The organism is Pedococcus soli (assembly GCF_054782575.1).
In genome coordinates this window covers 347,631-372,089 of the sequence record NZ_BAAGSF010000003.1, presented here as the reverse complement: position 1 = coordinate 372,089, position 24,459 = coordinate 347,631, and the positions used below count along the sequence as shown (strand labels likewise).

General features: G+C 70.5%; 26 protein-coding genes. 4 read left to right on the top strand and 22 right to left on the bottom strand.

From position 1 onward, the window contains the following. Window positions 1-46: 46 nt before the first annotated feature. From ACYVKF_RS04765 to ACYVKF_RS04735, 7 genes are read right to left on the bottom strand one after another with little or no spacing between them, the layout of a single operon-like run. Complete coding sequence (locus ACYVKF_RS04765; protein ID WP_460965197.1) at window positions 47-880, bottom strand: class II fructose-bisphosphate aldolase; 834 nt, start codon at window positions 878-880, stop codon at window positions 47-49. 2 nt (window positions 881-882) lie between these two features. After that, window positions 883-1,812 carry a 1-phosphofructokinase family hexose kinase gene (locus ACYVKF_RS04760; RefSeq protein ID WP_460965195.1) on the bottom strand — a complete coding sequence of 310 codons (930 nt, stop codon included), beginning with the start codon at window positions 1,810-1,812 and terminating at the stop codon, window positions 883-885. After that, window positions 1,809-2,726 carry an ROK family protein gene (locus ACYVKF_RS04755; protein ID WP_460965193.1) on the bottom strand — a complete coding sequence of 306 codons (918 nt, stop codon included), beginning with the start codon at window positions 2,724-2,726 and terminating at the stop codon, window positions 1,809-1,811. The genes ACYVKF_RS04760 and ACYVKF_RS04755 overlap by 4 nt, the downstream gene beginning before the upstream one ends. Window positions 2,727-2,728: 2 nt before the next feature. After that, window positions 2,729-3,538, bottom strand: coding sequence for a DeoR/GlpR family DNA-binding transcription regulator (locus tag ACYVKF_RS04750; protein WP_056915246.1), 810 nt, complete (start codon window positions 3,536-3,538; stop codon window positions 2,729-2,731). Then, window positions 3,535-4,374, bottom strand: coding sequence for a carbohydrate ABC transporter permease (locus tag ACYVKF_RS04745; RefSeq protein WP_235529058.1), 840 nt, complete (start codon window positions 4,372-4,374; stop codon window positions 3,535-3,537). The genes ACYVKF_RS04750 and ACYVKF_RS04745 overlap by 4 nt, the downstream gene beginning before the upstream one ends. Next, window positions 4,371-5,348 carry a carbohydrate ABC transporter permease gene (locus ACYVKF_RS04740; RefSeq protein WP_235529059.1) on the bottom strand — a complete coding sequence of 326 codons (978 nt, stop codon included), beginning with the start codon at window positions 5,346-5,348 and terminating at the stop codon, window positions 4,371-4,373. Before ACYVKF_RS04740 ends, ACYVKF_RS04745 begins: the two co-directional genes overlap by 4 nt. A 2-nt stretch (window positions 5,349-5,350) precedes the next feature. Beyond that, window positions 5,351-6,595, bottom strand: a complete 1,245-nt coding sequence (locus ACYVKF_RS04735; protein WP_056915247.1) for an extracellular solute-binding protein — start codon at window positions 6,593-6,595, stop codon at window positions 5,351-5,353. Window positions 6,596-6,890: 295 nt separating this feature from the next. Between ACYVKF_RS04735 and ACYVKF_RS04730 the strand changes: the two genes are divergently transcribed. Both ACYVKF_RS04730 and ACYVKF_RS04725 read left to right on the top strand, forming a co-directional pair. Next, window positions 6,891-7,793, top strand: a complete 903-nt coding sequence (locus ACYVKF_RS04730; protein ID WP_460965191.1) for an SIS domain-containing protein — start codon at window positions 6,891-6,893, stop codon at window positions 7,791-7,793. Then, window positions 7,790-8,989, top strand: a complete 1,200-nt coding sequence (locus ACYVKF_RS04725; protein ID WP_460965189.1) for an N-acetylglucosamine-6-phosphate deacetylase — start codon at window positions 7,790-7,792, stop codon at window positions 8,987-8,989. The genes ACYVKF_RS04730 and ACYVKF_RS04725 overlap by 4 nt, the downstream gene beginning before the upstream one ends. A 9-nt stretch (window positions 8,990-8,998) precedes the next feature. Here ACYVKF_RS04725 and ACYVKF_RS04720 read toward each other — a convergent pair whose 3' ends face one another. From ACYVKF_RS04720 to murA, 4 genes are all read right to left on the bottom strand, one after another. Then, window positions 8,999-9,556 (bottom strand): GNAT family N-acetyltransferase, encoded by a 558-nt coding sequence (locus ACYVKF_RS04720; protein ID WP_460965187.1) that lies wholly within the window; start codon window positions 9,554-9,556, stop codon window positions 8,999-9,001. A 42-nt stretch (window positions 9,557-9,598) separates the two neighbouring features. Further along, on the bottom strand, window positions 9,599-11,614 hold the full coding sequence (locus tag ACYVKF_RS04715) for a protein meaA (RefSeq protein ID WP_460965539.1): 2,016 nt from the start codon (window positions 11,612-11,614) through the stop codon (window positions 9,599-9,601). A 13-nt stretch (window positions 11,615-11,627) separates the two neighbouring features. Continuing rightward, window positions 11,628-12,062, bottom strand: coding sequence for an STAS domain-containing protein (locus ACYVKF_RS04710; protein ID WP_460965185.1), 435 nt, complete (start codon window positions 12,060-12,062; stop codon window positions 11,628-11,630). Window positions 12,063-12,188: 126 nt separating this feature from the next. Beyond that, window positions 12,189-13,472 carry a UDP-N-acetylglucosamine 1-carboxyvinyltransferase gene (murA, locus tag ACYVKF_RS04705; protein WP_056915252.1) on the bottom strand — a complete coding sequence of 428 codons (1,284 nt, stop codon included), beginning with the start codon at window positions 13,470-13,472 and terminating at the stop codon, window positions 12,189-12,191. Between the two features lie 48 nt (window positions 13,473-13,520). Here murA and ACYVKF_RS04700 point away from each other — a divergent pair, with 48 nt between their 5' ends. Beyond that, window positions 13,521-14,150: a cob(I)yrinic acid a,c-diamide adenosyltransferase gene (locus ACYVKF_RS04700; RefSeq protein WP_056915253.1), complete on the top strand. Its 630-nt coding sequence runs from the start codon at window positions 13,521-13,523 to the stop codon at window positions 14,148-14,150. Between the two features lie 3 nt (window positions 14,151-14,153). On the opposite strand, the gene ACYVKF_RS04695 is transcribed toward ACYVKF_RS04700, so the two are convergent. The 10 genes from ACYVKF_RS04695 to ACYVKF_RS04650 all read right to left on the bottom strand — a co-directional run bounded on the left by ACYVKF_RS04695 (window position 14,154) and on the right by ACYVKF_RS04650 (window position 22,525). After that, window positions 14,154-14,582, bottom strand: a complete 429-nt coding sequence (locus ACYVKF_RS04695; protein WP_056915254.1) for a DUF2550 family protein — start codon at window positions 14,580-14,582, stop codon at window positions 14,154-14,156. A gap of 15 nt (window positions 14,583-14,597) precedes the next feature. Then, window positions 14,598-14,867 carry a F0F1 ATP synthase subunit epsilon gene (locus ACYVKF_RS04690; protein ID WP_056917208.1) on the bottom strand — a complete coding sequence of 90 codons (270 nt, stop codon included), beginning with the start codon at window positions 14,865-14,867 and terminating at the stop codon, window positions 14,598-14,600. 161 nt (window positions 14,868-15,028) lie between these two features. Beyond that, on the bottom strand, window positions 15,029-16,486 hold the full coding sequence (gene atpD, locus ACYVKF_RS04685) for a F0F1 ATP synthase subunit beta (protein ID WP_056915255.1): 1,458 nt from the start codon (window positions 16,484-16,486) through the stop codon (window positions 15,029-15,031). 18 nt (window positions 16,487-16,504) lie between these two features. Further along, a complete protein-coding gene (locus tag ACYVKF_RS04680; RefSeq protein ID WP_056915256.1) occupies window positions 16,505-17,404 on the bottom strand; it encodes a F0F1 ATP synthase subunit gamma in 900 nt (299 codons plus the stop codon). A gap of 134 nt (window positions 17,405-17,538) precedes the next feature. Next, window positions 17,539-19,176, bottom strand: coding sequence for a F0F1 ATP synthase subunit alpha (atpA, locus tag ACYVKF_RS04675; RefSeq protein ID WP_056915257.1), 1,638 nt, complete (start codon window positions 19,174-19,176; stop codon window positions 17,539-17,541). Between the two features lie 99 nt (window positions 19,177-19,275). After that, on the bottom strand, window positions 19,276-20,088 hold the full coding sequence (locus ACYVKF_RS04670) for a F0F1 ATP synthase subunit delta (protein ID WP_460965181.1): 813 nt from the start codon (window positions 20,086-20,088) through the stop codon (window positions 19,276-19,278). After that, window positions 20,088-20,666: a F0F1 ATP synthase subunit B gene (locus ACYVKF_RS04665; RefSeq protein ID WP_082552853.1), complete on the bottom strand. Its 579-nt coding sequence runs from the start codon at window positions 20,664-20,666 to the stop codon at window positions 20,088-20,090. Before ACYVKF_RS04665 ends, ACYVKF_RS04670 begins: the two co-directional genes overlap by 1 nt. A gap of 55 nt (window positions 20,667-20,721) precedes the next feature. After that, window positions 20,722-20,943, bottom strand: a complete 222-nt coding sequence (atpE, locus tag ACYVKF_RS04660) for an ATP synthase F0 subunit C (RefSeq protein WP_030527793.1) — start codon at window positions 20,941-20,943, stop codon at window positions 20,722-20,724. A gap of 99 nt (window positions 20,944-21,042) precedes the next feature. Continuing rightward, window positions 21,043-21,843: a F0F1 ATP synthase subunit A gene (atpB, locus tag ACYVKF_RS04655; protein ID WP_235529060.1), complete on the bottom strand. Its 801-nt coding sequence runs from the start codon at window positions 21,841-21,843 to the stop codon at window positions 21,043-21,045. A gap of 187 nt (window positions 21,844-22,030) precedes the next feature. Continuing rightward, on the bottom strand, window positions 22,031-22,525 hold the full coding sequence (locus tag ACYVKF_RS04650; protein ID WP_056915260.1) for a hypothetical protein: 495 nt from the start codon (window positions 22,523-22,525) through the stop codon (window positions 22,031-22,033). Window positions 22,526-22,712: 187 nt separating this feature from the next. Here ACYVKF_RS04650 and ACYVKF_RS04645 point away from each other — a divergent pair, with 187 nt between their 5' ends. Then, window positions 22,713-23,336 (top strand): GNAT family N-acetyltransferase, encoded by a 624-nt coding sequence (locus ACYVKF_RS04645; protein ID WP_056918253.1) that lies wholly within the window; start codon window positions 22,713-22,715, stop codon window positions 23,334-23,336. On the opposite strand, the gene ACYVKF_RS04640 is transcribed toward ACYVKF_RS04645, so the two are convergent. Next, on the bottom strand, window positions 23,333-24,445 hold the full coding sequence (locus ACYVKF_RS04640) for an MraY family glycosyltransferase (protein ID WP_460965177.1): 1,113 nt from the start codon (window positions 24,443-24,445) through the stop codon (window positions 23,333-23,335). The two genes, ACYVKF_RS04645 and ACYVKF_RS04640, sit on opposite strands and share 4 nt — an antisense overlap. Window positions 24,446-24,459 lie beyond the last annotated feature (14 nt).

Sequence of the window (24,459 nt, the reverse complement as noted above, 5' to 3'; positions counted from 1 at the left end):
CCGACGCGTACGCCGCGTCGGCCCCTCCGAGCGTGGGTTCGCCCTGTCAGCGCAGGGCGAGGAGCTCGAGCAGGCGCGCCGCCTCGGCCCGCATCGCCAAACGTGCCGGTCCGAGGTACCTGCGGCTGTCCACGAGCCGGGCATCGGACGCGAGGTGGTGGCGCACGGCTCCGGTGAACACGCTGGACAGGTGGGTCGCGATGTTGACCTTGGTCATGCCGGCCCGCACCCCGGCCACCAGGCCGTCGTCCGGCACGCCGGAGGACCCGTGCAGGACCAGCGGGACCGGCACCGCGGCGCGGATCGCCGCCACCAGCTCGAGGTCGAGCGCGGCGGTGCGCTCGGTCATCGCGTGGGAGGAGCCGACGGCCACGGCCAGCGCGTCGACCCCGGTGTCGAGCGCAAACCTTTGTGCCTCAACGGGATCCGTCCGCACACCTGGGGCATGGACACCGTCCTTGCCGCCGATCTCGCCCAGCTCGGCCTCCACATCGACGCCCCGCTCGTGGCAGAGCGAGACGACCTCCCGCGTCGTGGAGCGGTTCGCGGCGTCGTCGAGGGTCGACCCGTCGAACATCACCGACGTGAACCCGAGGTCGAGCGACTCGCGGACCAGGTCGACCGACACGGCGTGGTCGAGGTGGAGCACCACCGGCACCGACGCCCGCTCGGCCAACGTCCTGGTGGCCGCGGCCAGCGGCGCGAGCGAACCGTGCCACGCGACGGTGTTCTCACTGATCTGGAGGACGACGGGCAGCCCCACGTCCTCGGCCGCGCCGACCAGCGCCTCGGCGTGCTCGAGGTGGATCACGTTGAAGGCGCCCAGCCCCCGGCCCCGGTCTCGCGCAGGGCCCAGCACCTCGGTCAACGGCACGAGCACGGTCAGTCCTCCAGGGTCTCGACGCGGACGGTCGGCCGCAGTCGTTCGACGTCTCGGGGGTCGACGGATCCGGCGACGGGTTGCAGGACGGCCGCGGCGGACCACGCCACGGCGTCGGCAACTCCGGACGCCCAGTCCGACCCGCGCGCGAGGGCGACCGCGAGCGCGGCCACGGCCGCGTCGCCGGCACCCGTGGCGTTGCCGCGCAACCTCGCCCCGAGCCGCGCCCGGACGACCTCACCGGTGGGCGCCACGGCCATGATCCCGTCGGCTCCCAGGGAGACCACCACGTGGCGGGCGCCCCTGTCCTGCAACAGCTTCGCTCCCATCGCGGGGTCGTCGACCCCGGTGGCCCCGCGCAGCTCCTCACGGTTCGGCTTGACGACGTCCGGGGACGCCGCGAGGGCGCCGAGCAGTGCTGCTCTCGAGGCGTCGACGACGACCGGCACGCCGGCGTCCCGCCCCACCGTCGTCAGGTCGGCGAAGGCATGGTCGGGCACGCCCGGCGGCAGGCTGCCTGACGCGACCAGCACCGTCACGGGGAGGTCGTCGAGCAGGGCCGCGACGTGGTCGAGCAGACCACCCCAGGCTCCGCCGGGCCACGGTGGACCGGGCTCGTTGAACGCCGTCGCCTCGCCGTCCTCCCCACTCACCACGGTGGTCGTGCGCCGGGTCGGCGAGGCTGCACGCGCGAACCGGTGGGGTATGTCGCGACGGTCGAGGTCCGCGCGCACCTGGTCACCCGTCGGGCCGCCGACGACCCCGGTGACGAGCACGCCGTGGCCGAGCAGGTGCAGCACCGACGCGACGTTGATGCCCTTGCCACCGGCCACCTCGTGGACCGCGAGCACCCGGTGGCTCTCGTGCACGGCCAGCCGCTCGACGTCGTAGGTCACGTCGAGGGCGGGGTTGGGGGTGACGGTGAGGATCATGAGAGGTCCCAGGCCAGTGCGGCCGCGCCGAGGCACCCGGCCCGCTCCCCCAGCTGCGCCCGCTCGATGGTGGGCGCCCGCTGGAACGTCAGCCGGGACGCGACGGCGTCCCGCAGCGGACCCAGCAGGGTCTCCCCGCTCTGTGCCAGCCCACCACCAACGAGGACCCGCTCGACCCCCGTCAGGGTCACGGTGAGGGTCACGGCCCGGGCCAGCGCCTCGACGGCGACCCCCCACACCTCGACGGCGAGCGGGTCGCTGGCGTCGACCAGGGAGGCGATCCGGTCGGCGCCGACGGGGCCGCCCGCGCCAGGAGCCGACAGCGCGGCATACCGGCGCTCCACGGCAGCCGCGGAGGCGACCGCCTCGAGGCACCCGTGGGCACCGCACCCGCAGAGCGGACCGTCGGGCTCCACGACCACGTGACCGAGCTCGCCGGCCCACCCGTCGGCCTCGACGACGCGGCCGTCGAGCATGAGGGCTCCGGCGATGCCCGTGCCGACGGGCAGGAACAGGACGTTGCGTGCGCCGGAGGCCGCGCCCCAGCGCACCTCCGCCACGAGCCCGGCGCGCACGTCGTGGCCCAGTGCCACCGGCAGCCCGAGCAGCTCCGTCAGGGGACCGGACACGGGAAGGTCCCGCCATCCGAGGTTGGCCGACCAGCGGGCCACCCCCGCGGAGCCGTCCACCAGGCCGGGGACGACGACGCCACACGCACCGACCTCGTGCCGGCTGCCGGCGCTGTCGCGCAGGTCGCGCACCAACCCGGCGACCTGGCCGACGAGGACACCCTCGACCGAGGCGCCGGGCACGGTGGGCACGGTCCGGGACTCGACCTCGTGGCCGGCGGCGTCGACCAGCGCGGCCTTGACCCTGGTGCCGCCGACGTCCACGGCGGCCACGACCTGCGCCACGCTCAGACCACTTCCACCGTGATGCCGGCCGAACGCAGGTCGGCGACGGCGGCCTTCGGTGCACTGCCGTCGGTGACGACGAGGTTGATCCGCGACGACGGGCAGATGCGGGCGAACGCCCTGGTGCCGAGCTTGGCGCCCGTGGCCACCACCACGACGCGCTCGGAGCGCTCGACCATGAGCGAGTTGATGCCGGCCTCGCCCTCGTGGTGGCACATCGCACCGGCCGTCGCCGAGACCGCGTCGACGCCGAGGAAGACGGTGTCGAGCCAGAGCTCGCCGAGGACCATCGCCGCCAGCGGGCCGGAGAGCTCGTAGGACTCCGGGCGGGCGACGCCACCGAGGGAGACGCAGCGGACGAAGGGACGCAGCACCATCTCCGTGGCGATGTTGAGCGCGTTGGTGACCACGGTGATGGCGGGGCGTCGCGACGACATCGCCAGGTCCGACCGGGCGGCGAGGCGTCGTGCCACGGCACTCGTGGTGGTGCCGCCGTTGAAGCCGACCACCGATCCCTCGAGGGCGAGGTCCGCGGCACACGCGGCGATGCGGTCCTTGGCGTCGTCGCCGCCGGCCTGCTTGTAGCGGGCCGGCAGGTCGTAGGCCACGGCCGTCGCGACGATGCCGCCGTGCGTGCGGGTCACGAGCTGCTGGGCGGCGAGGTCGGCGAAGTCGCGGCGCACCGTCGCCTCGCTCACGCCGAGCGACTCGACGACCTCGGTCACGCTGAGCCGCCCGTGCTCGGCGAGCAGGCCGAGGAGCGCGCTCCAGCGCGCCCCCCGGTCCGCGGGCCTGGCGGTGGGTGCGGTCACTTGACCGACCCGGCAGTCAGGCCCCCGACGAGGTGCTTCTCGATGACCGCGAACAGGATGACGACGGGGACGATTGCGATGATCGAGGCACCGAAGAGCTGGTCCCAGTTCTGCTCGTAGCCGGTGACGTAGGAGTTGATGCCGACGGTGAGTGGTTTCTTCTCGTCGCTGAGCATCAGGGTCAGCGCGACGACGTACTCGTTCCACGCCGCGATGAAGGTGAAGATCGTCGCCGTCACGAGCCCGGGCAGGGTGAGGGGCAGCATGACCCGGCGCAGCCGCAGGAGGGGTCCGCACCCGTCGAGCTCCGCCGCCTCCTCGACCTCCTTGGGGATGGAGGCGAAGAACCCGTGGAGGATCCAGATCGCGAACGCGAGGTTGAAGGCCGCGTTCGTGAGGATGAGCGCCTGGTAGGTGTCGACGAGGGTGAGCGCGTAGAACTCCCGGTAGATGCCCACGACGAGCGAGGTCGGCGAGAACATCTGCGTGATGAGGACCAGGAAGAGGAACGCGATCCGCCCGGGGAAGCGGAAGCGCGCGGTGAAGTATGCCGCCGGGACGGCGACCAGGACCACGATCACCGTCGAGGACAGGGCCACGATCAGGGACGTCTGGAGCCAGGCGCGGAAGCGCTCGTCCCCCACCACCTCGGAGAACGTCGTCCACTTCCACTCCCGCGGCAGGATCGACGCCGGGGTCTGCACCACGTCGCCGCTCGGGCGGAACGCGTCGAGCAGCATGACGAGGTAGGGCCACAGGAACGCGAATGCGACCCCGAGGCCGATGACCGGCATCGCCGCCGGGCGGATCCGACGCCAGCTCAGGGTGCCGTTCACGACTCCTCCTCCTCGCGCCAGCGCGAGACACGCAGGTAGATGACGACGGCCACGAGGATCAGGAGCACGTTGAACAGGCCGGCCGCAGCCGACTGGCCCACGTCCTTCTCGGCGCTCTTGAACGCCAGCTTGTACATGAACGTGATCGTCGTGTCGTGGCTGAAGCCGGGGTTGGACTCGTTGAGGGTGTAGATGATCGGGAAGCTGTTGAACACGTAGATCATGTTGAGCACCGTCGCCACGAGGATGGCCGGGCGCAGCAGCGGCAACGTGATCCGGCGCCAGATCTGCCAGGGCGAGGCACCGTCGATGCGGGCCGCCTCGTAGACGTCGGTGGGGATGGCGTGCAGGCCGGCGACGAACACGTAGGCCGTGAACGGGATCGACACGAACACCCCGACCGCGATCATCGACGGCATGATCCAGCGGTCGTCACCCAGGAAGTCGATGGGGGTGTCCACGAGGCCGATCTTCAGCAGGACGGCGTTGAGGGTGCCGTAGTAGTAGCTGTAGATGAGGCTGAACAGCCGCGCCGTGATGACCAGCGAGGCCGCCCACGGGACGATGACGGCCCAGCGCACGATCCGTCTGCCCCAGAACTCCTTGGTGAGGAACTGCGCGAGGCCGAGGCTGATGAGGATCGTCAGGGCCACGACGGCGACCACCCAGACCAGGGTGTTGGTCAGCACGGTGCCGAGCGACTCGTTGGCCAGGACGTTCGTGTAGTTGTCGAGGCCCGCGTCGCCCTTGCGCAGACCCGTGATCGAGTAGCGCGACAGCGAGGCCTTGACCAGCTCGACGGCCGGGTAGACGACGACGCCGAAGATCAGGAGGAGGGCCGGCCCCAGCCACAGGAGCGCCTGACCCAGCGAGGCCCGGCCGCGGCGCGGGCGTGCCCGGCGCGGCCGGCGACCCGCCGTGGGTGCGGCCGGGTCACCGGTCGCACCCACGGGAGCCGAAGCGGTCTGCGTCACGCTCAGCCGCCGGCTTCAGCAGACTTCTGGAGCTTGTCGAGCACGGCCTTCGGGTCGCCCGTCATCGCGGTGCCGAGGTTCTGCTGGACCGCGAGCTTGACCTTGTCCCACGTGGGGTCGTCGGTCGGCGTGAGGTGCGCGTTCGGCAGCGTCTCGAGATAGGTCGCGAGCTTGGTGTCGGACTTGAACTCCTCGATGCCGGACTTGGTCACCGGCAGGAAGCCCTCGGCCTTGATGAACGAGTTGACCTGGTCCTTCTGGTAGTACAGGTCGTAGAACGCCTTCACCGCGTCCTTGTTGCCGTCCTTCTTGAACGCCATGAGGTAGTCCGTGACGCCGAAGGTCTGCGGCTCGCCGCCGTCGGCCTTGGTCGGCATCGGCGCGACGCCGTAGTCGACCTTCTTCGCAGCGTCGAGGGTGGCCGCGAGCGGCGAGAAGCCGACGACCATGCCGACCTTGCCGGAGGCGAACAGGTCGAACGCGTCCTGGCGGTTGGTCTTGCCGGGGTTGTTCTGGGTCAGCTTGTCAGTCGACAGCGACTTGAGGAACGACAGCGTCTCGACGTTCTGGGCCGAGTTGATCGTCCACTTCCCGTCCTTCTTCCAGTCTCCGCCGTTGTTGAACATCCAGATCGAGAACTCGCCCTGCGACTCCTCCGGGCCGAGCGGCAGGCCGTAGCCGATGGCGCCGTTCCCGAGGGCCGAGACCTTCTTGGCGTCGGCCTTGAACTCGTCCCAGGTCTTCGGCGCCGCGGTGATGCCCGCCTGCTGGAAGAGCTTCTTGTTGTAGAACATGGCCCGCGCCGAGCTCAGGTCGGGCATGCCGTACATCTTGCCGTTGTAGGACCCGGACTTGACGAACGCCTCGAGCAGGTCGGACTTCACCGAGTCCGACAGCACGTCGTCGGCACTGTAGAGCAGGTCGTCCTTCGCGTAGCTCGCGTACGCGTTGAGGTTGAGGATGTCCGGCGGGTTGTTGTTCTGGACCATCGTCGAGCTCTGCTGGTCGATGTCGTCCCAGCTGACGATCTGCACCTCGAGGGTGTTGCCCGTCTTGGCCTTGTAATCGGTGGCGAACTTGTCCCAGAACGCCTTCGTGTGGTCCTTGGAGTACTCCGCGGCGACGAGCTTGATGGTCGTCGCCTTCTTCCCCGAGCTGTCGCCGCCGCCGGCCGTGCCGGCCCCGGTGCCCCCGGAGCAGGCCGCCAGGGCGAATGCCGTGCCGAGGGCGAGGCCGCCCCAACGCACCGCCTGTGTGTGTCGTGAAGTCGTGGTGCCCACGTCGCTCCTCAAGTCGTTCGTCACTGTCGCGAAACGGATGATCGTTTCCTAGCGTTTCAAGCGCGCTTCGCTCATCTTCGAGGAAGCATGAGGGAAACCTTGGCCCTCCCCGCGAGCCTCGTCAAGCACTTCACCGCACCCATTTCCGAGAGATTCTCACCAAACCCCTGCGCGAAACGGGACATACCGCTGGGATCTTGACTGATCGAATATGACTGGTAGAGACTTTCAGCACTCTCAATCACTCACAGATGGGATCTCGATGACTTCCTACTCGAGCCACCTCGCCCACGAGATCGCGACGCAGCCCACCGACTGGGCCGCCGTTCGCAGCCGGGTCGACGAGGCCCTGGCCGTCCTGCCGGCCCCGGGCGCCCGCGTCGCCGTGGTCGGCTGCGGCACCTCCTTCTTCATGGCGCAGGCCTACGCGACCCTGCGCGAGCAGTCCGGCGCCGGGCACACGGAAGCCCACGCCGCGAGCGAGTTCCCCCTCACCCGGGAGTTCGACCACGTCGTGGCCATTTCCCGCTCCGGCACCACGACCGAGGTGATCGAGCTGCTCGAGCGCCTGCGGGCCGACGGGCGAACCACCACGGCCATCGTGGCGACCGAGGGCACGGCGATCCCGTCGCTGGCCACCCACGCCTTCCTCCTGCCCGAGGTGGACGAGCAGTCGGTCGTGCAGACCCGCTTCGCCACGACCGTCCTGGCGCTGCTGCGCGCCACCCTCGGTGAGGACCTCGGCCCGGCGATCGCCGACGCCGAGGCCGTCCTGGCCGAGGACGAGGACAGCGCGCTGGCCGGGGTGGGCGATGCCCACCAGCTGACCTTCGTGGGGCGCGGCTGGACCAACGGCCTGGCCCAGGAGGCGGCCCTGAAGCTCCGCGAGTCGGCCCAGTTCTGGACCGAGGCGTACCCCGCGATGGAGTACCGCCACGGGCCGATCAGCATCACCACCGAGGGTGGGGCCACGTGGGCGTTCGGCGAGGTCCCGCCCGGGCTCGACGAGGACGTCCGCGCGACGGGTGCCCACTTCGAGCACCGCGACATCGACCCGCTGGCCGACCTCCTGCGCGTCCACCGGCTGTGCCTGCTCAAGGCGGGACGCGCCGGCGTGGACCCTGATCGACCGCGGCACCTCTCGCGGTCCATCATCCTGTCGTGACCAGTGACGGCCCGACCCTCGACCGACTCCTGCTGACCGGACGTCTCGTCCTGCCCGGTGGGGTCGTCGAGGACGGGGCCGTCGTGGTGGAGGGCGACCGCATCTCCTACGCCGGTCCGCGCACCGAGCTGCCCGACCTGTGGGCGGGGCTGCCCACCCGTGACGACCTCCCCGGGGACGTCACCCTGCTCCCCGGCCTGGTGGACGTGCACTGCCACGGCGGCGCCGGTGGCGAGTTCGGCCCCGACGCGGACAGCGCGCGGACGGCCGCGGCCCACCACCACCGGGCGGGGACGACGTCCGTGGTGGGTTCGCTCGTGTCCGCCCCGGCCTCCGTCCTGCTCGCCGGTGCCACGGCCCTCGCCCCGCTCGTGGCCTCCGGGGAGCTCGCGGGCCTGCACCTCGAGGGTCCGTTCCTGTCGACCGTGCGCTGCGGGGCGCAGGATCCCGCGGCGCTCGTCGACGTCGACCTCGACCTGGTCGACGCGCTGGTGGCCGCGGCCGGTGGTGGCTTGCTGCACATGACCTTCGCCCCCGAGCGCGATTCCTCCGGCAGCCTCCCCTCGGCCCTCGCCGGACACGGGGTCCTCGGCGCCCTGGGCCACACCGACGCCGACCACGCGACCTGTTCCCGGGCCCTGTCCGCCGTGCTCGGCGGCGGCATCCGAGGCGGGCTCCCGCTGGTCACCCATCTCTTCAACGGTATGCCGCCGCTGCACCACCGCGCCCCCGGCCCGGTCGCCGCCGCGCTGGGCGCGGCCGCCCGCAGCGAGGCTGTCGTCGAGCTCATCGCCGACGGTGTCCACCTCGACGGCGCCACCGTGCAGCTGGTCTTCGACACCGTCGGCCCGGCAGGCATCGCGCTGGTCAGCGACGCCATGTCGGCCAGCGGCCTCGACGACGGCACCTACACGCTCGGGGGCCGGGACGTCGAGGTCCGCGGTCGCGAGGCCCGGCTCGCCGAGGGCGGGTCGCTCGCGGGCGGGGTCTCCACGCTGCTGGACCAGGTCCGGTGGTGCGTGACGGAGCTCGGCATCGACCTGGTGGATGCCGTGGCGGCGGCAGCGGCGACTCCGGCGCGGTCGCTGTCGCTGGTGGGCGTGGGCACCCTGGCCCCGGGGTCCCGGGCCGACGTGCTCGTCACGGACCGCGAGCTGCACCCCGTGGGCGTCCTGCGCCACGGCGCGTGGCTCTGAGCGCGGTCGCTACGCGACCTGCTGCTCCCACTCCCGGCGCAGGAGCCCGTACACGTGCGAGTCGGAGATGACGCCATCGACGATGCAGTCCTCGCGCAAGGTGCCCTCCCGCACGAAGCCCGACTTCTCCAGCACCCGGGTCGAACCGATGTTGCGGGTGTCGGCCTCGGCCTGCACCCGATTGAGGTCGAGCGTCTCGAAACCCCAGCGCAGCACCGTCCGAGCCGCCTCGGTGCCATGGCCGCGGCCCCAGGCGGCTTCGCCGTAGCAGTAGCCGAGGGACGCGCTGCGGAACGTGGGGTTCCACCGCGTGAGGCTGACCCAGCCGAGGAACTCCCCGTCAGCTCGCCGGGTGACCACCAGGCGCGCGCCGCTGCCCTCTCGCTCGAGGTCCCGGCAGGTTGCGATGAACTGGTCCGCCCGAGCCCGGTCGACCCAGGGCGGTGAGTCCCAGTAGCGCAGCACCGTGGGGTCGCTCTGCTGTCGGAACAGGGCGTCCGCGTCGGAGTCCTCGAAGGGGCGCAGCAGCAGGCGATCGGTGTGCAGGGTGGGGGTCGGCAACGTCATACCGGCATGGTGCCAACTCCCTCAGCGGTGGTCGCCTCCTTTTCAGGCGGGGGGCTCCACCTCGGCGGCGAGCCCACGCGACCGGCGCACGATCTGCACGAACTCGCCCATGATGTCGTTGAGGCCGAAGTCCTTGGGCGTGAAGACGGCAGCAACCCCGAGGGCCTGCAGGGCCCTGGCGTCCGTGTCGGGGATGATCCCGCCGACCACGACGGGCACGTCACCCGCACCGGCAGTGCGCAGCCCGTCGAGGATCTGGGGCACGAGCTCCATGTGGGAGCCGGACAGGATCGAGATGCCGACGAGGTGGACGTCCTCCGCCACGGCTGCGGCCACGATCTGCTCCGGGGTCAGGCGGATGCCCTGGTAGACGACCTCGAAGCCCGCGTCACGGGCGCGCACGGCGATCTGCTCGGCACCGTTGCTGTGGCCGTCGAGTCCGGGCTTGGCGACCAGCACCCGGAGCCGTTCGCCGAGCTCGCCGGCGGTGTGGCGCACCTGCTCACGCACCGCGCGCAGCTCGTCGGTGCCGCCGTCGCTCACGCCGACCGACCCGGACACACCGGTCGGGGCACGGAACTCCCCGAACTCCTCGCGCAGCGCCTGGGCCCACTCCCCCGTCGTGACACCCGCCCGCGCCGCCTCGAGCGACGCCGCCATGAGGTTCGACCCGGCGCGGGCCTCGGCCCGCAGCGCGGCGACGGCAGCCGCCGCCCGGTCGCGCCCCGCGGGATCGGCGTCGCGCTGCTTCCGCCAGGAGCGGACCGCCGCGACGGCCTTCGCCTCGACGTCGTGGTCGACGGTCTGGATCGCCGCGTCGAGGTCGGCCGTGAGCGGGTTGGGTTCGGTCGTCTGGAACCGGTTCACGCCCACGACGACGTCCTCACCCGTCTCGATCCGCTGGCGTCGCAGCGAGTGCGAGGCCACCAACGCCGACTTCATGTACCCGCTCTCGACCGCCGGGACCGCGCCACCGAGCTCCTGCACCCGGGCGATCTCCGCCCGCGCACCCTCGACCAGCGAGGCGACCTTGGCCTCCACCACGGTCGAACCGGCGAACAGGTCGTCGTACTCGAGCAGGTCGGACTCGAAGGCGAGCACCTGCTGCATGCGCAGTGACCACTGCTGGTCCCACGGCCGGGGCAGTCCGAGCGCCTCGTTCCACGCCGGCAGCTGCACGGCCCGGGCGCGCGCGTCCTTGCTCAGGGTCACCGCCAACATCTCGAGGACGATGCGCTGGACGTTGTTCTCGGGCTGCGCCTCGGTGAGGCCGAGCGAGTTGACCTGCACGCCATACCGGAAGCGACGCTGCTTGGGGTCCTGCACGCCGTAGCGCTCACGCGTGAGGTCGTCCCACAGCTGGACGAACGCCCGCATCTTGCACATCTCCTCGACGAACCGCACACCGGCGTTGACGAAGAAGGAGATCCGCGCGACCACCTCGCCGAAGCGCTCCGGCGGCACCTGCCCCGAGTCACGCACCGCATCGAGGACGGCGATGGCGGTGCACATCGCATAGGCGATCTCCTGCACCGGCGTCGCGCCGGCCTCCTGCAGGTGGTAGCTGCAGATGTTGATCGGGTTCCACTTCGGGATGTCCGACACCGTGTAGGCGACCATGTCGGTGATCAGGCGCAGCGAGGGCCCGGGCGCGAAGACGTACGTGCCCCGCGACAGGTACTCCTTGATGATGTCGTTCTGGGTCGTGCCGGCAAGGGCTCGCACCGCCTCGGCCGGGTCCCGACCGTCGGCGAGGGCCTGCTCCTCGGCCACGACCTGGTACATCGCCAGCAGCCACATGGCGGTGGCGTTGATGGTCATCGAGGTGTTCATCTGGTCGAGCGGGATCTGGTCGAACAGGGCGCGCATGTCGCCGATGTGCGAGATCGGCACGCCCACCTTGCCCACCTCACCGCGCGCGAGCGGGTGGTCGGGGTCGTAACCGGTCTGCGTGGGCAGGTCGAACGCCACGGACAGGCCGGTCTGCCCCTTGTCGAGGTTGCGGCGGTAGAGCGCGTTGCTGGCAGCGGCGCTGGAGTGGCCGGCGTACGTGCGCATCACCCAGGGACGGTCACGTTCGATCGGCGCGGCAGGCATGGCCCGAAGTTACCTGCGGGGTGGTGCGCGCCGGGAGGCGTTCAGGCGGTGACAGCCGCCACAGTCGGGCGCCGTCCGGGAGCTCGCGGAGCACCAGCGACCGGTCGAGGCGTGATGCACGCAACAGGCGGCCGGTGCGCTCGCTCATGTCGATCACGGCGAGGCGGCGCCCGGCCCGGCGGGCCCGGTTGTACGCCTCGACGAGGACCCCGAGACCGGTGGCGTCACCGATCTCCGCGCCCGCGAGGCGGATGTGGACGTCACCGAAGCCGGTGTCGATGATCTCGTGGAGCAGCAGCCGGACGTCGGGGACCGTGTGCACGTCGATGCGACCCGTGATCGCGACCTCCTGGCCCGTGTGCACCGGGCGGACTGCGACGGGGAGGACCCCGATGGTGCTGACCGACATGCGAACCCCCTTGTCCGTGGACACATTCACTCACACAGACGCAAGTGAAGGGGACTTTGGTTGTCGCAGGTCAGGTCTCTTTTGGGTAACTGTTGAGACCTGCGTCACACCCCAAGGGGCCGACGGTCACAGGAACGGGTCGTCGTCCGGCTCCCGGGTGACGTCCGCGCCGAGGCCCTGCATGCTCTCGGCGAAGCCGGCGTACCCGCGGTCGATGTGCTGGGCCCCGCTGACGGTCGTGACGCCGTCGGCGACCAGCCCGGCGATCACGAGCGCAGCGCCGGCTCGGATGTCGCTGGCCTCGACCGGCGCCCCGGAGAGCCGTTCGACACCGTGGACCATGACGTGGTGGCCGTCGATCCGGGTCTCGGCGCCGAGGCGGTTGAGCTCCTGCACCGTCCGGAACCGGGCCTCGAAGAGGTTCTCGGTGATCATCGCCGACCCCTCTGCGACGGCGTTGCAGGCGAGTGCGAAGGGCTGCAGGTCGGTCGGGAAGCCCGGGTAGGGCAGCGTGGCGACGTCGAACGCCCTGGGTCGACGCCCGCCGGAGTCGACGCGGAAGCCGCGCGGGGTGTCGGTGACCGTCGCCCCGCTGGCCTCGACCAGCTCGAGGGCGGCGACGAGGTGGGCGCTGTTGGCGCCGACCACCTCGACGTCGCCGCGGGTGGCGGAGGCGGCGAACGCCCAGGTGCCGGCGGCGATCCGGTCGGGGACGACGGCGTGCTCGATCGCGGTGAGGCTGTCGACGCCGTGCACCTCGATCACCGAGGTGCCTGCACCGCTGATCTGCGCGCCCATCGAGGTGAGCATCGCGGCGATGTCGGCGATCTCCGGCTCGCGGGCGGCGTTCTCCAGGCGGGTCGTCCCCCGGGCGAGGACCGCCGCGGTGAGGACGTTCTCGGTGGCGCCGACGCTCGGGAAGTCGAGGCGGATCTCTGCACCGTCCAGCCCGCGGGGCGCCTCGGCGACGAGGAAGCCGTGCGTCACGTGGACGCTGGCACCGAGCGCCTCCAGCCCGGCTGCGTGCAGGTCGAGCCCGCGCGAACCGATCGCGTCCCCACCGGGGACGGCCACGTCCGCCGAACCGGTGCGTGCCACGAGTGGCCCCAGCACGGCGGTCGAGGCACGCAGGGCCCGGACGAGGTCGTAGTCGGCGCGGTGGCCGATCTTCTCCGGCACGTCGATCTCGACGACCCCGGAAGGCGCGTCGTAGTCCACCGTGCAGCCGAGGCGCCGGAGGAGCTCGGCCATGATCGTCACGTCGAGGATGGCCGGGACGTTCGTGAGGCGGGTGCGGCCGACGGCGAGCAACGCCACCGCCATGAGCTTGAGGGCGCTGTTCTTCGCGCCCCACACGGCCACCTCGCCGCGCAGCGCGGTGCCTCCGACAACCCTGAATCTCTCAGCCACCGACCCACCCTATCCGCGCCCGACTCCCCCATCTGACAGGCTGCAGCCATGGTCAACCTCACCCGCATCTACACCCGCACCGGCGACGACGGGAAGACCCACCTCGGCGACATGAGCCGGACCAGCAAGACCGACGTCCGCCTCCTCGCCTACGCCGACACCAACGAGGCGAACGCCGCCATCGGCGTCGCCCTTGCCGCCGGGGAGCTGCCCGAGGACCTGCGGGCCACCCTGCTCCGGGTGCAGAACGACCTGTTCGACGTGGGGGCCGACCTTTGCACCCCCCTGCAGCCGACCTACGAGTACCCACCGCTGCGGGTGGAGCAGGCCTGGATCGACGAGCTCGAGGCCGACTGCGACCGCTACCTCGAGCGCGTCGAGAAGCTGCGGTCCTTCATCCTCCCGGGCGGCACCGTGGGCTCGGCCCACCTGCACGTGGCCACGACCGTGGTGCGCCGGGCCGAGCGGGCTGCGTGGGCGGCCATCGACGCCTACGGGGACCAGCCGGGCACCGGCACCAAGGGTGAGGGCGGCGTCAACGTCCTCACCGCGACATACCTGAACCGCTTGTCGGACCTGCTGTTCGTGCTGGCGCGCGTCGCGAACCTGCCGATCGGCGGCGACGTCCTCTGGCAGCCCGGTGGCGGCCGTGCCGAGGCGCCCCGCGCGAAGAAGTGACGCTCAGGCGACGTTGACGTTGAAGCCCGGGGGCGAGCTCTCCAGCCAGCTGCGCATCGCCGTGTAGGCAGGCGGGGCGAGGGCGATCCGGAACTGCTCGTCCTCGTAGTGGCACTCGACGGTGACCGCGTCGGGCAGTCCGGAGATGGGCTCCTGCGCGACCTCCGGCGGCCCGAGCTCGAGCCGTGGCCGCTCCCACGAACGGACCGGGCGCGGGGAGGGCCCGATGAGGGTGAACCACTCCAGCGAGGGGCCGGAGAAGCGCAGCAGGCCCAACCGGTACGACGTGCGGCCCGGGAGTCGCAGCGCACAGAGCATGAGGGGAGCCCCGGACGACAGGAGGCGCCGGCGCACGAAGATGTACGCCAGCGCCAGGACTGCGAGCAGGGCGAGCGTCCCCACGGTGATCTCGAACAAGACCACGGGCGACATGCTCACCCCTTCCGGTTAGGCCGGGATCTGGGAGGCGTCGACGGCCTCGGCGACGATGATGACCTTGTCGCGGTCGACGGAGAGGAACCCGCCGTCCACGGTGGCGACGGCGGTGCTGCCGCCGGTCTTGATGCGAACCTCGCCCTCGACGAGGACGCCGAGCAGGGGCGTGTGGCCGGGCAGGATGCCCAGCTCGCCGTCGATGGTGCGGGCCTGGACCATCTCGGCCTCGCCCTCCCAGACCTTGCGGTCGGCGGCGACGAGTTCAACCTGCAGGGTGCTCACGGTGTCCTCCACGGGGAATGCGTACTGCTCGAGTCTAACGACCGTCGCGGGGAGGCCCCCCGACGGGTGGTATGCCGTGGGGCCAGCCAGTGCGGCTGGCCCCACGACCTACGGGTGCTGCGGGCGACGCTCGCGCGTCATCGTGCTGCGACGCCGTGGCGTCAGAGGTTCTTCTCGATCTCCGCGGCCTGGCGCTCGACGTCGTCGAGGCCACCACACATGAAGAACGCCTGCTCGGGCACGTGGTCGTACTCGCCGTCGGCGATCTTCGTGAACGCCTCGATGCTGTCGGTCAGCGGGACCGTCGAACCCTCGATGCCGGTGAACTGCTTGGCGACGTAGGTGTTCTGCGACAGGAAGCGCTGGATGCGACGGGCGCGGTTGACGAGGATCTTGTCCTCTTCGGAGAGCTCGTCGATGCCGAGGATGGCGATGATGTCCTGCAGCTCCTTGTTGCGCTGGAGGATCTGCTTGACGCGCACCGCGGTGTTGTAGTGGTCCTCGGCGATGTAACGACGGTCGAGGATGCGCGAGGTCGACGTGAGCGGGTCCACGGCCGGGTAGATGCCCAGCGAGGCGATCTCACGGGAGAGCTCGGTCGTCGCGTCGAGGTGGGCGAACGTCGTGGCCGGGGCCGGGTCGGTGTAGTCGTCGGCCGGCACGTAGATCGCCTGCATCGAGGTGATCGAGTGACCACGCGTCGAGGTGATGCGCTCCTGGAGCGTGCCCATCTCGTCGGCGAGGGTGGGCTGGTAACCCACGGCGGACGGCATGCGGCCGAGGAGGGTGGAGACCTCGGAACCGGCCTGGGTGAAGCGGAAGATGTTGTCGATGAAGAGCAGCACGTCCTGGTTCTGCACGTCACGGAAGTACTCCGCCATGGTCAGCGCGGAGAGCGCGACGCGAAGACGCGTGCCCGGCGGCTCGTCCATCTGGCCGAAGACGAGGGCGGTCTGTCCGAGGACGCCCGCCTCCTCCATCTCGACCATGAGGTCGTTGCCCTCACGGGTGCGCTCGCCGACACCGGCGAACACCGACACACCACCGTGGTCGCGGGCGACACGGGCGATCATCTCCTGGATGAGCACCGTCTTGCCCACGCCGGCGCCGCCGAACAGGCCGATCTTGCCACCCTGGACGTAGGGGGTCAGCAGGTCGATGACCTTGATGCCGGTCTCGAACATCTGGGTCTTGGACTCGAGCTGGTCGAAGGCCGGGGCCTTGCGGTGGATGCCCCAGCGCTCCTTGACCTCGAAGGTCTCGCCCTCGGCGAGGTTCATGACCTCACCGGTGGTGTTGAAGACCTTGCCCAGGGTCTGGTCACCGACGGGCACCGAGATGGGGCCACCGGTGTCCTGGACCTGCGTACCGCGGACGAGGCCGTCGGTCGGCTGCAGGGAGATGGCGCGGACCATGTTGTCGCCGATGTGCTGGGCGACCTCGAGGTTGAGGTTCTTGGTCTCCCCCAGGAGCTCGACCGACGTGGTCAGCAGGTTGTACTGCTCCGGCATGGCGTCCGCGGGGAACTCCACGTCGACGACCGGGCCGATGATGCGGGAGATGCGGCCGATGCCACCCGGGGTGGCGGCCTTGGTCTCTTCAGTGACAGTGGCAGTCATTGGTTTCTCTCTACCTTCTCAACTGGCGTCGGCGAGGGCGCTGGCGCCGCCCACGATCTCGCTGATCTCTTGGGTGATCTCAGCCTGGCGAGCCTGGTTGGCCAGCCGGGTGTACTTCTTGATGAGCTCTTCGGCGTTGTCCGTGGCCGACTTCATCGCCTTCTGGCGCGAAGCGAGCTCGGACGCGGCGGCCTGCAGCAGGCAGTTGTAGATGCGCGCCGTGACGTACTTCGGCAGCAACGCGTCGAGCACCTGCTCGGCGCTCGGCTCGAACTCGTAGAGCGGCAGCACGTCGTCCTCGGCCGGGGCCTCTTCGCCCTCGACGACCTCGAGCGGCAGCATGCGGATGACGTCGGGCTCCTGGGAGACCATGTTGACGAAGCGCGTGAACACGATGTGCACCTCGTCGACCCCGCCCTCGGAGTGGTCACGGTTGAACGCGGCGACCAGGGTCTCCCCGATCTCACGGGCGACCTCGAAGGTGGGCTGGTCGGTGAAGCCGGTCCACTCGTCGGCGTACTCGCGCTTGCGGAACTTGTAGAAGGCCACCGCCTTGCGTCCGACGAGGAAGGGCGTGACCTCCTTGCCGTCCGCCTTGAGCTCGCCGATGAGGCGCTCGCTCTCCTTGAGGACGGAGGAGCTGTAGGCGCCAGCCAGACCACGGTCGGAGGTCACGACGAGCACAGCGGCGCGGCGCACCTCCTCGGACTCGGTGGTCAGCGGGTGGTCGACGTTCGAGAACGTCGCCACGGCCGAGACGGCCCGGGTCAGCGCACGGGCGTAGGGCGAGGACTCGCGCACACGCTGCTGCGCCTTGACCACGCGGGAGGCCGCGATGAGCTCCATCGCGCGCGTGATCTTCTTGGTCGCCTGGACGGACCGGATGCGCTGGCGGTAGACCCGCATCTGCGCTCCCATATGTTGCCGCCTCTCTCGTTCGTTCCTGGTGCGGCTGGTCGCCGCCGATCAGTTCGGGGGGTGCTGCGGGGTCTCCCCCGCGGCCGCTCGCCTGCGGTGCCGGGTGCGCGACAGGCGCGCACCCGGCAGCCGACTCAGCGCTTCTGCTTGACGATCTTCTCCTGCTCGACCTCGTGCTCGAGCTCGCCCGGGTCGGCCTCGTGGCCGACGGGGGTGTGCTCGGAGCCGGAGGCGGCGAACTGCTGCTTGAACGCGGTGACCGCGTCCTCGAGCCCGGAGCGGGTCTCGTCCTCGAACTTCTTGGACTCGCGGATGGCGTCCAGGAGGCCCTTCTTCTCGCGACGCAGGTAGTCGAGGAACTCGGCCTCGAAGCGGGAGACGTCCTCCACCGCGATCGAGTCGAGCTGGCCGGTGGTGCCGGTCCAGATGGACACGACCTGCTCCTCGACCGGGAACGGCGCGGCCTGCTTCTGCTTGAGGAGCTCGACGAGGCGGGCACCCTTCGCGAGCTGGGCGCGGGAGGCGGGGTCGAGGTCCGAGGCGAACATGGCGAACGCCTCCATCGCGCGGAACTGCGCGAGGTCGAGCTTCAGACGACCGGAGACCTCCTTCATGGCCTTGATCTGGGCGGCGCCACCGACACGGGAGACGGAGACACCCACGTCGATCGCGGGACGCACGTTGGCGTTGAAGAGGTCGGCCTGGAGGTAGATCTGGCCGTCGGTGATGGAGATGACGTTGGTCGGGATGTACGCGGAGACGTCACCGGCCTTGGTCTCGATGATCGGCAGACCCGTCATGGAGCCGGCGCCGAGCTCGTCGGACAGCTTCGCGCAGCGCTCCAGCAGGCGGGAGTGCAGGTAGAAGACGTCACCGGGGTAGGCCTCGCGGCCCGGCGGGCGACGCAGCAGCAGCGACACGGCGCGGTAGGCCTCGGCCTGCTTGGACAGGTCGTCGAACACGATGAGGACGTGCTTGCCCTGGTACATCCAGTGCTGGCCGATGGCCGAACCGGTGTAGGGCGCGAGGTACTTGAAGCCGGCCGAGTCGGACGCGGGCGCCGCGACGATGGTCGTGTACTCCAGGGCACCGGCCTCTTCCAGCGTGCCGCGGACGGCAGCGATGGTCGAGCCCTTCTGGCCCATGGCGACGTAGATGCAGCGAACCTGCTTCTCCGGGTCGCCCGAGTCCCAGTTCTGCTTCTGGTTGATGATCGTGTCGACCGCGACCGTGGTCTTGCCGGTCTGGCGGTCACCGATGATGAGCTGGCGCTGGCCGCGACCGATGGGGGTCATGGCGTCGACGGCCTTGAGGCCGGTCTGCAGCGGCTCGTGCACGGACTTGCGCTGCACCACGGTGGGCGCCTGCAGCTCGAGGGCGCGGCGCTCGGTCGTGGCGACCTCGCCGAGACCGTCGATCGGCTGGCCCAGCGGGTTGACGACCCGACCGAGGAACGCGTCGCCGACGGGCACCGACAGCACCTCGCCGGTCCGCTTGACCTCCTGGCCCTCCTCGATCTTGGAGAAGTCACCGAGGATGACGACGCCGATCTCGTGGACGTCGAGGTTGAGCGCGAGGCCCAGCGTCCCGTCCTCGAACTCGAGCAGCTCGTTGGTCATGCACGAGGGCAGGCCCTCGACGTGGGCGATGCCGTCACCGGCGTCGCTGACGCGGCCGACCTCTTCGCGGGAGGCCGTGCCGGGCTCGTAGGACTGAACGAAGTTGTCCAGTGCGTCCCGGATCTCCTCCGGACGGATCGAAAGCTCCGTCATCTGATCTCTTCTCCCTTGAGTGGTGCAGTGACCGGCGCCGAGGGGGCTCGGACCGGAAGGCGGTGTGGTGGTCGTGCTGTGGAGTTGTGGTGCGTGCCGTCAGCCGGCGATGTGCCTGCGGGCCTCGTCGAGGCGCCGCAGGATCGTGCCGTCGACGACCTCGTCGCCGACCTGCACGCGGATGCCACCGATGACCTGCTCGTCGCGGACGACCTGCAGCACGATGGTCTTGCCGTAGATGTTCTGCAGCGCTGCGGCAAGACGCTCACGCTGCTGCTCGGTGAGGTCGGTGGCGGCCGTGACGACGGCCGTGACCTGCTCGCGCCGCGTCGCCGCGAGGGCGAGGTAGCCCTCGAGCGTGCGGTCGAGCTTGCGCCCACGGGGGGCCAGCACGGCCTGGCGTGCGAGCCGGACCGTCTCCTCGCTGGCCTTGCCCTCGAGCAGCTGCGCCACGATGCCGGCCTTGGCCTGGACGTCGCCCTGGCGGTTGGTCAGGCGGTCGCGCAGGTCCGGGTTGCCGGCGACGATCCGCTCGAAGCGGAACAGCTCGTCCTCGACCCGGTCGATGTGCCCGTTGGCCTCGGCGTCGGCGAGCAGCGCCTCGATCCCGAGCCGCTCGACCGTGTCGGACAGGTCGCGCTCGGTCGCCCAGCGCTGGCCCACGAGGGCCTTGACCACGACGACGGTCTCCGCGGAGACCTTGCCCGACAACAGGCGCTCGGCGAGCTCCTGCTTGCCGGCCGCCTCGCGTGACGGGTCCGCGAGGGCCCGTCGCAGCGTGGCGTTGCCGTCGATGAGGGCGGTCACCGCGAGGAGCTCCTCGGCGAGGGCCCGGCGGTCCGTGCCTGCGGAGAGCGCGGCCTCGAGGGCCGTGCTCCCGGCGATGGCGGAGGCCCGCGACGAACCACGCATCAGGCGCCCTCTCCGACCTTCTCGGGCTGCACCTGGCCGGACTCGAGCTCCGCGAGGAAGCGGTCGACGATCCCGCGCTGGCGTGCCTCGTCCTCGAGGGACTCGCCCACGATGCGGCTGGCCAGGTCGGTCGACAGGCGACCCACCTCGGCCCGCAGCGACACGACGGCCTGCTGGCGCTCGGCCTCGATCTGCTTGTGCGCGGCCTCGGTGATGCGAGCCGCCTCGGACTGCGCGTGACCGCGCATCTCCACGACGATCGCCGCACCCTGCTCGCGAGCCTCCTCGCGGATGCGAGCAGCCTCGGCGCGAGCCTCGGCCAGCTGGGCCTGGTACTGCTCGAGAGCAGCCTGGGCCTGCTGCTGGGCCTCTTCGGCCTGCTGCATGCCGCCCTCGATGGCAGCCGTGCGCTCGGCGTACAGCTCCTCCATGCGCGGCACGACCTTGGTCTTGTACAGCCAGTACAAGATCCCGAAGGCGATGAGCCCGACGATCATCTCGGCGGGGTGCGGGAGCAGCGGGAATCCCGAGGGGAATCCGGTGGTCTCCCCCTCAGCGACTATGGATGCGGGGATCACATCGCGTCCTTATCTCTTAAGCGATCGGGTGTGGCACGAGGGCGGCGGGGCCGCGTCAGTTCGGGTTGGTGCCCTGGAAGACGAACGCGAACACCAGACCGAGGATGGCGAGCGCCTCGGTGATCGCCATGCCGGTGAAGGCGATGGTCTGGAGCATGCCGCGAGCCTCGGGCTGACGGGCGACGCCGTTGATGTAGGCGGCGAAGATCAGGCCGACACCGATGCCGGGGCCGATAGCAGCGAGGCCGTAGCCCAGGTAGGCGATGGAGCCGTACATGTCGTTTCCTTTCCATGGCACCGGGACCGCTTCCCGGTGTCGGGGGTGTGGATATTCAGGTGGTGCACGCGAGGCCGGGGGCCTCGACGGTCGAGCGGGCTAGTGGTGCTCGGACACCGCGTCCGAGATGTAGAGCGCCGCAAGAAGAGTGAAGATGAACGCCTGGAGGAACTCGATGAGGAGCTCGAAGAACGTCATGCCGATCGAGAACCCGAAGGCGAGGACGCCCGAGAAGTTCAGGAACAGGTTGCTGCCGTGCAGCAGCAGGTACTCGCCGCCGATGATGAACACCAGCAGCATGAGGTGGCCGGCGAGCATGTTGCCGAACAGTCGCAGGGCGAGCGTGAGCGGGCGGATCACGAAGTAGGTCAGGAACTCCAGCACGAACAGGATCGGCTTGAGCCAGCCGGGCAGGCCCGGGGGGATCAGCGACTTGAAGTACGGGAGGACGCCGTGCTTACGACGGATCGCGACCGTGTGGTAGACGATGTAGACGATGAGGGTCAGGACGATCGGGATGCCGACGCGGCTCATCGTGGGGAACTGCACGAACGGGATGATCCCGAACAGGTTGTTGACCAGGATCATCGTGAAGAGCGTGAACAGCAGCGGCACGAACTGCATGAAGTCCTTGGTGCCGATGATGTCGCGGCCGATCGTGTTGCGCACGAAGTTGTAGGCGCCCTCGGCCATGAACTGCGTCTTGCCCGGGACGACCGTGAGCTTGCGCGACACCGAGACGAAGAACCAGCCCAGGATGCCGACCGAGATCAGCAGGACGAGCGCGGGACGGGTCAGCGTCCACGGGCTGTTGCCACCGATGAGCGGCCACCAGAAGTCGGCGACGCCGGGGGTCTTGAACCCGTCCTCGCCTCCTGCGGCCACGAGATTCGTGACCATGTCCGCAGACACCATGTTTGGGCTCACTGCCTCTCCTCGAATGAACTGACGTGCAACCCGTTCACCGCGAAGACTTCACGGTCGGTGCGGGACAACCGGGACGAATGCATGCTCGACACCGGCTCGGCGCAGAACGGTAGGTACGCTACCCGACTCCGCAGCATCGGGGCGACGCGGGACCGGCCCGTCACCGCCCCTCACCTGCTCCGGTCGACGACGGGTCGGCAGGGGTGTCCGTGCCACCCGCGGACGGCAGGTCCGACGGCGGGTCGTAGACGGGGACGCGGGCACGTCGCCAGGCGCGGACCTGACCGACCTGCCAGGCCAGGACGGCCACGAGCATGGCCACCCCCGCGGCCCAGCTGTCGAGGCTCTCGATGCGTCCGGCGACGACGAGGACCCCGAGCAGCAGGAGCACCTGGCCGAAGTAGATCGCCATCCCGACGGCCATGAAGAGCATCGGGTCGCGGTCGCGCACCAGCTTGTCCATGAGGAGCAGGCCGGAGCCGAAGAAGACGACGGCGATGGCCACACCCACGAGGGCGGAGACGCCACCGTCGAGACCCCGCGTCAGCGCGAGGACCACGGTCGCGACGCCACCTGCGACGAGGGTGGGGACAAGGGCGCCGCGAAGGGTCGCGCTGAACGGGTAGGAACCCGTCTGGGCGCTCTGCTGCGTCATGGTGGCCTGCCTGCTCGTCGGGGCTGGAATGCCTGGCGAAAGGGGTGGTCACGCCCTTCGGTGGGCGCTTGTGAAAGGTATCACAAGCGTTCAGCCTTTTCACAGCGGGGCCTTCCGCGGTCCCACCGTAGGGGTTCCCGACGCCGCCCGCCGCCGCCGTCCGCGGCTCGGCAACTAGCCTGCCGTCATGCCTGCGCGTGCTCCGTCCGGTTCGCCCCTCGAGGGGACGTTCGTCCGCCTCGACCCGGTCCGGGCCGACGACGCCGAGGGCCTGCACGCGGTGCACAGCGACCCCGTCGTCTACACGCAGGGGTACGTCATGGCCTCCCCTCCCCCCGACCTCGCGGCCACCCGGGCGCTGGTCGCCGCCGCGATGGCGGCGCGGGAGGTCGGTCGCACGGCATACACGGTGCGGCTCACGGGAGCGGGCGGGCTCGGGGCCGCCGGCACGGTCGTGGGCACCACGTCGCTCGGTGACATCGACGTCGTCAACGAACGAGCCCACCTCGGCTGGACGCTCTACGGCTCGCGGTGGTGGGGCACCGCGGTGAACCCGGAGTGCAAGCTGCTGCTGCTCGGGCACGCGTTCGACCTGGGGTTCGGGCGAGTCAAGATCCAGACCGACGCGGTCAACCAGCGCTCCCAGGCAGCGATCGCGAAGCTGGGCGCCACCCGCGAGGGGGTGCTGCGCCGGCACACGCGGCGGGCCGACGGGACGTTCCGCGACACGGTCGTGTTCAGCGTGCTCGCCGACGAGTGGCCGCAGGTGCGGGCAGGCCTGGAGGAGCGGCTGGGCCGGGTCCCGCGCTAGAGGGCGCGGGCGCGCCCACCGCTGGGGGCCCAGCGGGGCAGCCACGCGGTGAGGACGCCGACCAGGAGCACGGCGCCGAGGACTCCCCCGGCGGCGACCCACGGGTCGAGGAAGATGAAGCTCACCGCGCCGAGCGCGGCCACCGCGGCCCAGAGCCAGAGCAGGATGACCGCGCGCCGGTGGCCGTGGCCGATCTGGAGCATCCGGTGGTGCAGGTGCTGCTTGTCCGGGCTCCACGGGCGTTCGCCGCGCGCGGTCCGACGCACGACCGCGAGCAGGATGTCGACCAGCGGCAGCAGGATGATCGCGCCCGGTACGACCAGGGGCAGCAAGGTCGCCGCCACGGGGTTGGTGCTGACCTGGGACGGCGTCACGTTGCCCGTCGTCGAGATCGTCGCGGCCGCCAGCAGCAGCCCGAGCAGCAGGGCCCCCGAGTCGCCCATGAACAACCGGGCCGGGTGGTAGTTGTGCGGCAGGAAGCCCAGGCAGCAGCCGATCAGGGCGGCGGAGATGAAGGTCGCCGAGGAGAACACGTTCGGCGGGTCGAACGTCCGCGAGATGCCGTAGCTGTAGATGAAGAACGACGAGGCGGCGATGACGACGACCCCGGCCGCCAGCCCGTCCAGCCCGTCGATGAAGTTGACGGCGTTCGTGAACACGACGACGGCGAACACCGTGAGCCCCACCATGAACGGCTCGGGCAGCACCGTCACGCCACCGATCGGGAGCTGGAACAGCATGACGCCGCTGAACGCCATGATCCCGGCGGCGATCATCTGCCCGCCGAGCTTGGTGAGCCAGTCCAGCTCGCGCACGTCGTCGATCGCCCCGAGCAGGCACACGATGCCGGCACCGACCAGCGTGCCCTTGAGCTCGGGCCCGAGGGCGAACACCTGCCCGAGGTAGGGCAGCTTGCTCGCCGCCAGCATGGAGGCCGCGAACCCGAGGAAGATCGCCACCCCTCCGAGCCGCGGGATCGGCGTCGAGTGGACGTCACGGTCGCGCACCGGGGTGAACGCCCCGGTGCGCACCGCGATGGCGCGCATGAGCGGCGTCGCGGCATACGTGATCACCGCGGCGACCATCAGGACGAGGAGGTACTCGCGCACTCAGGCGCCTCTCG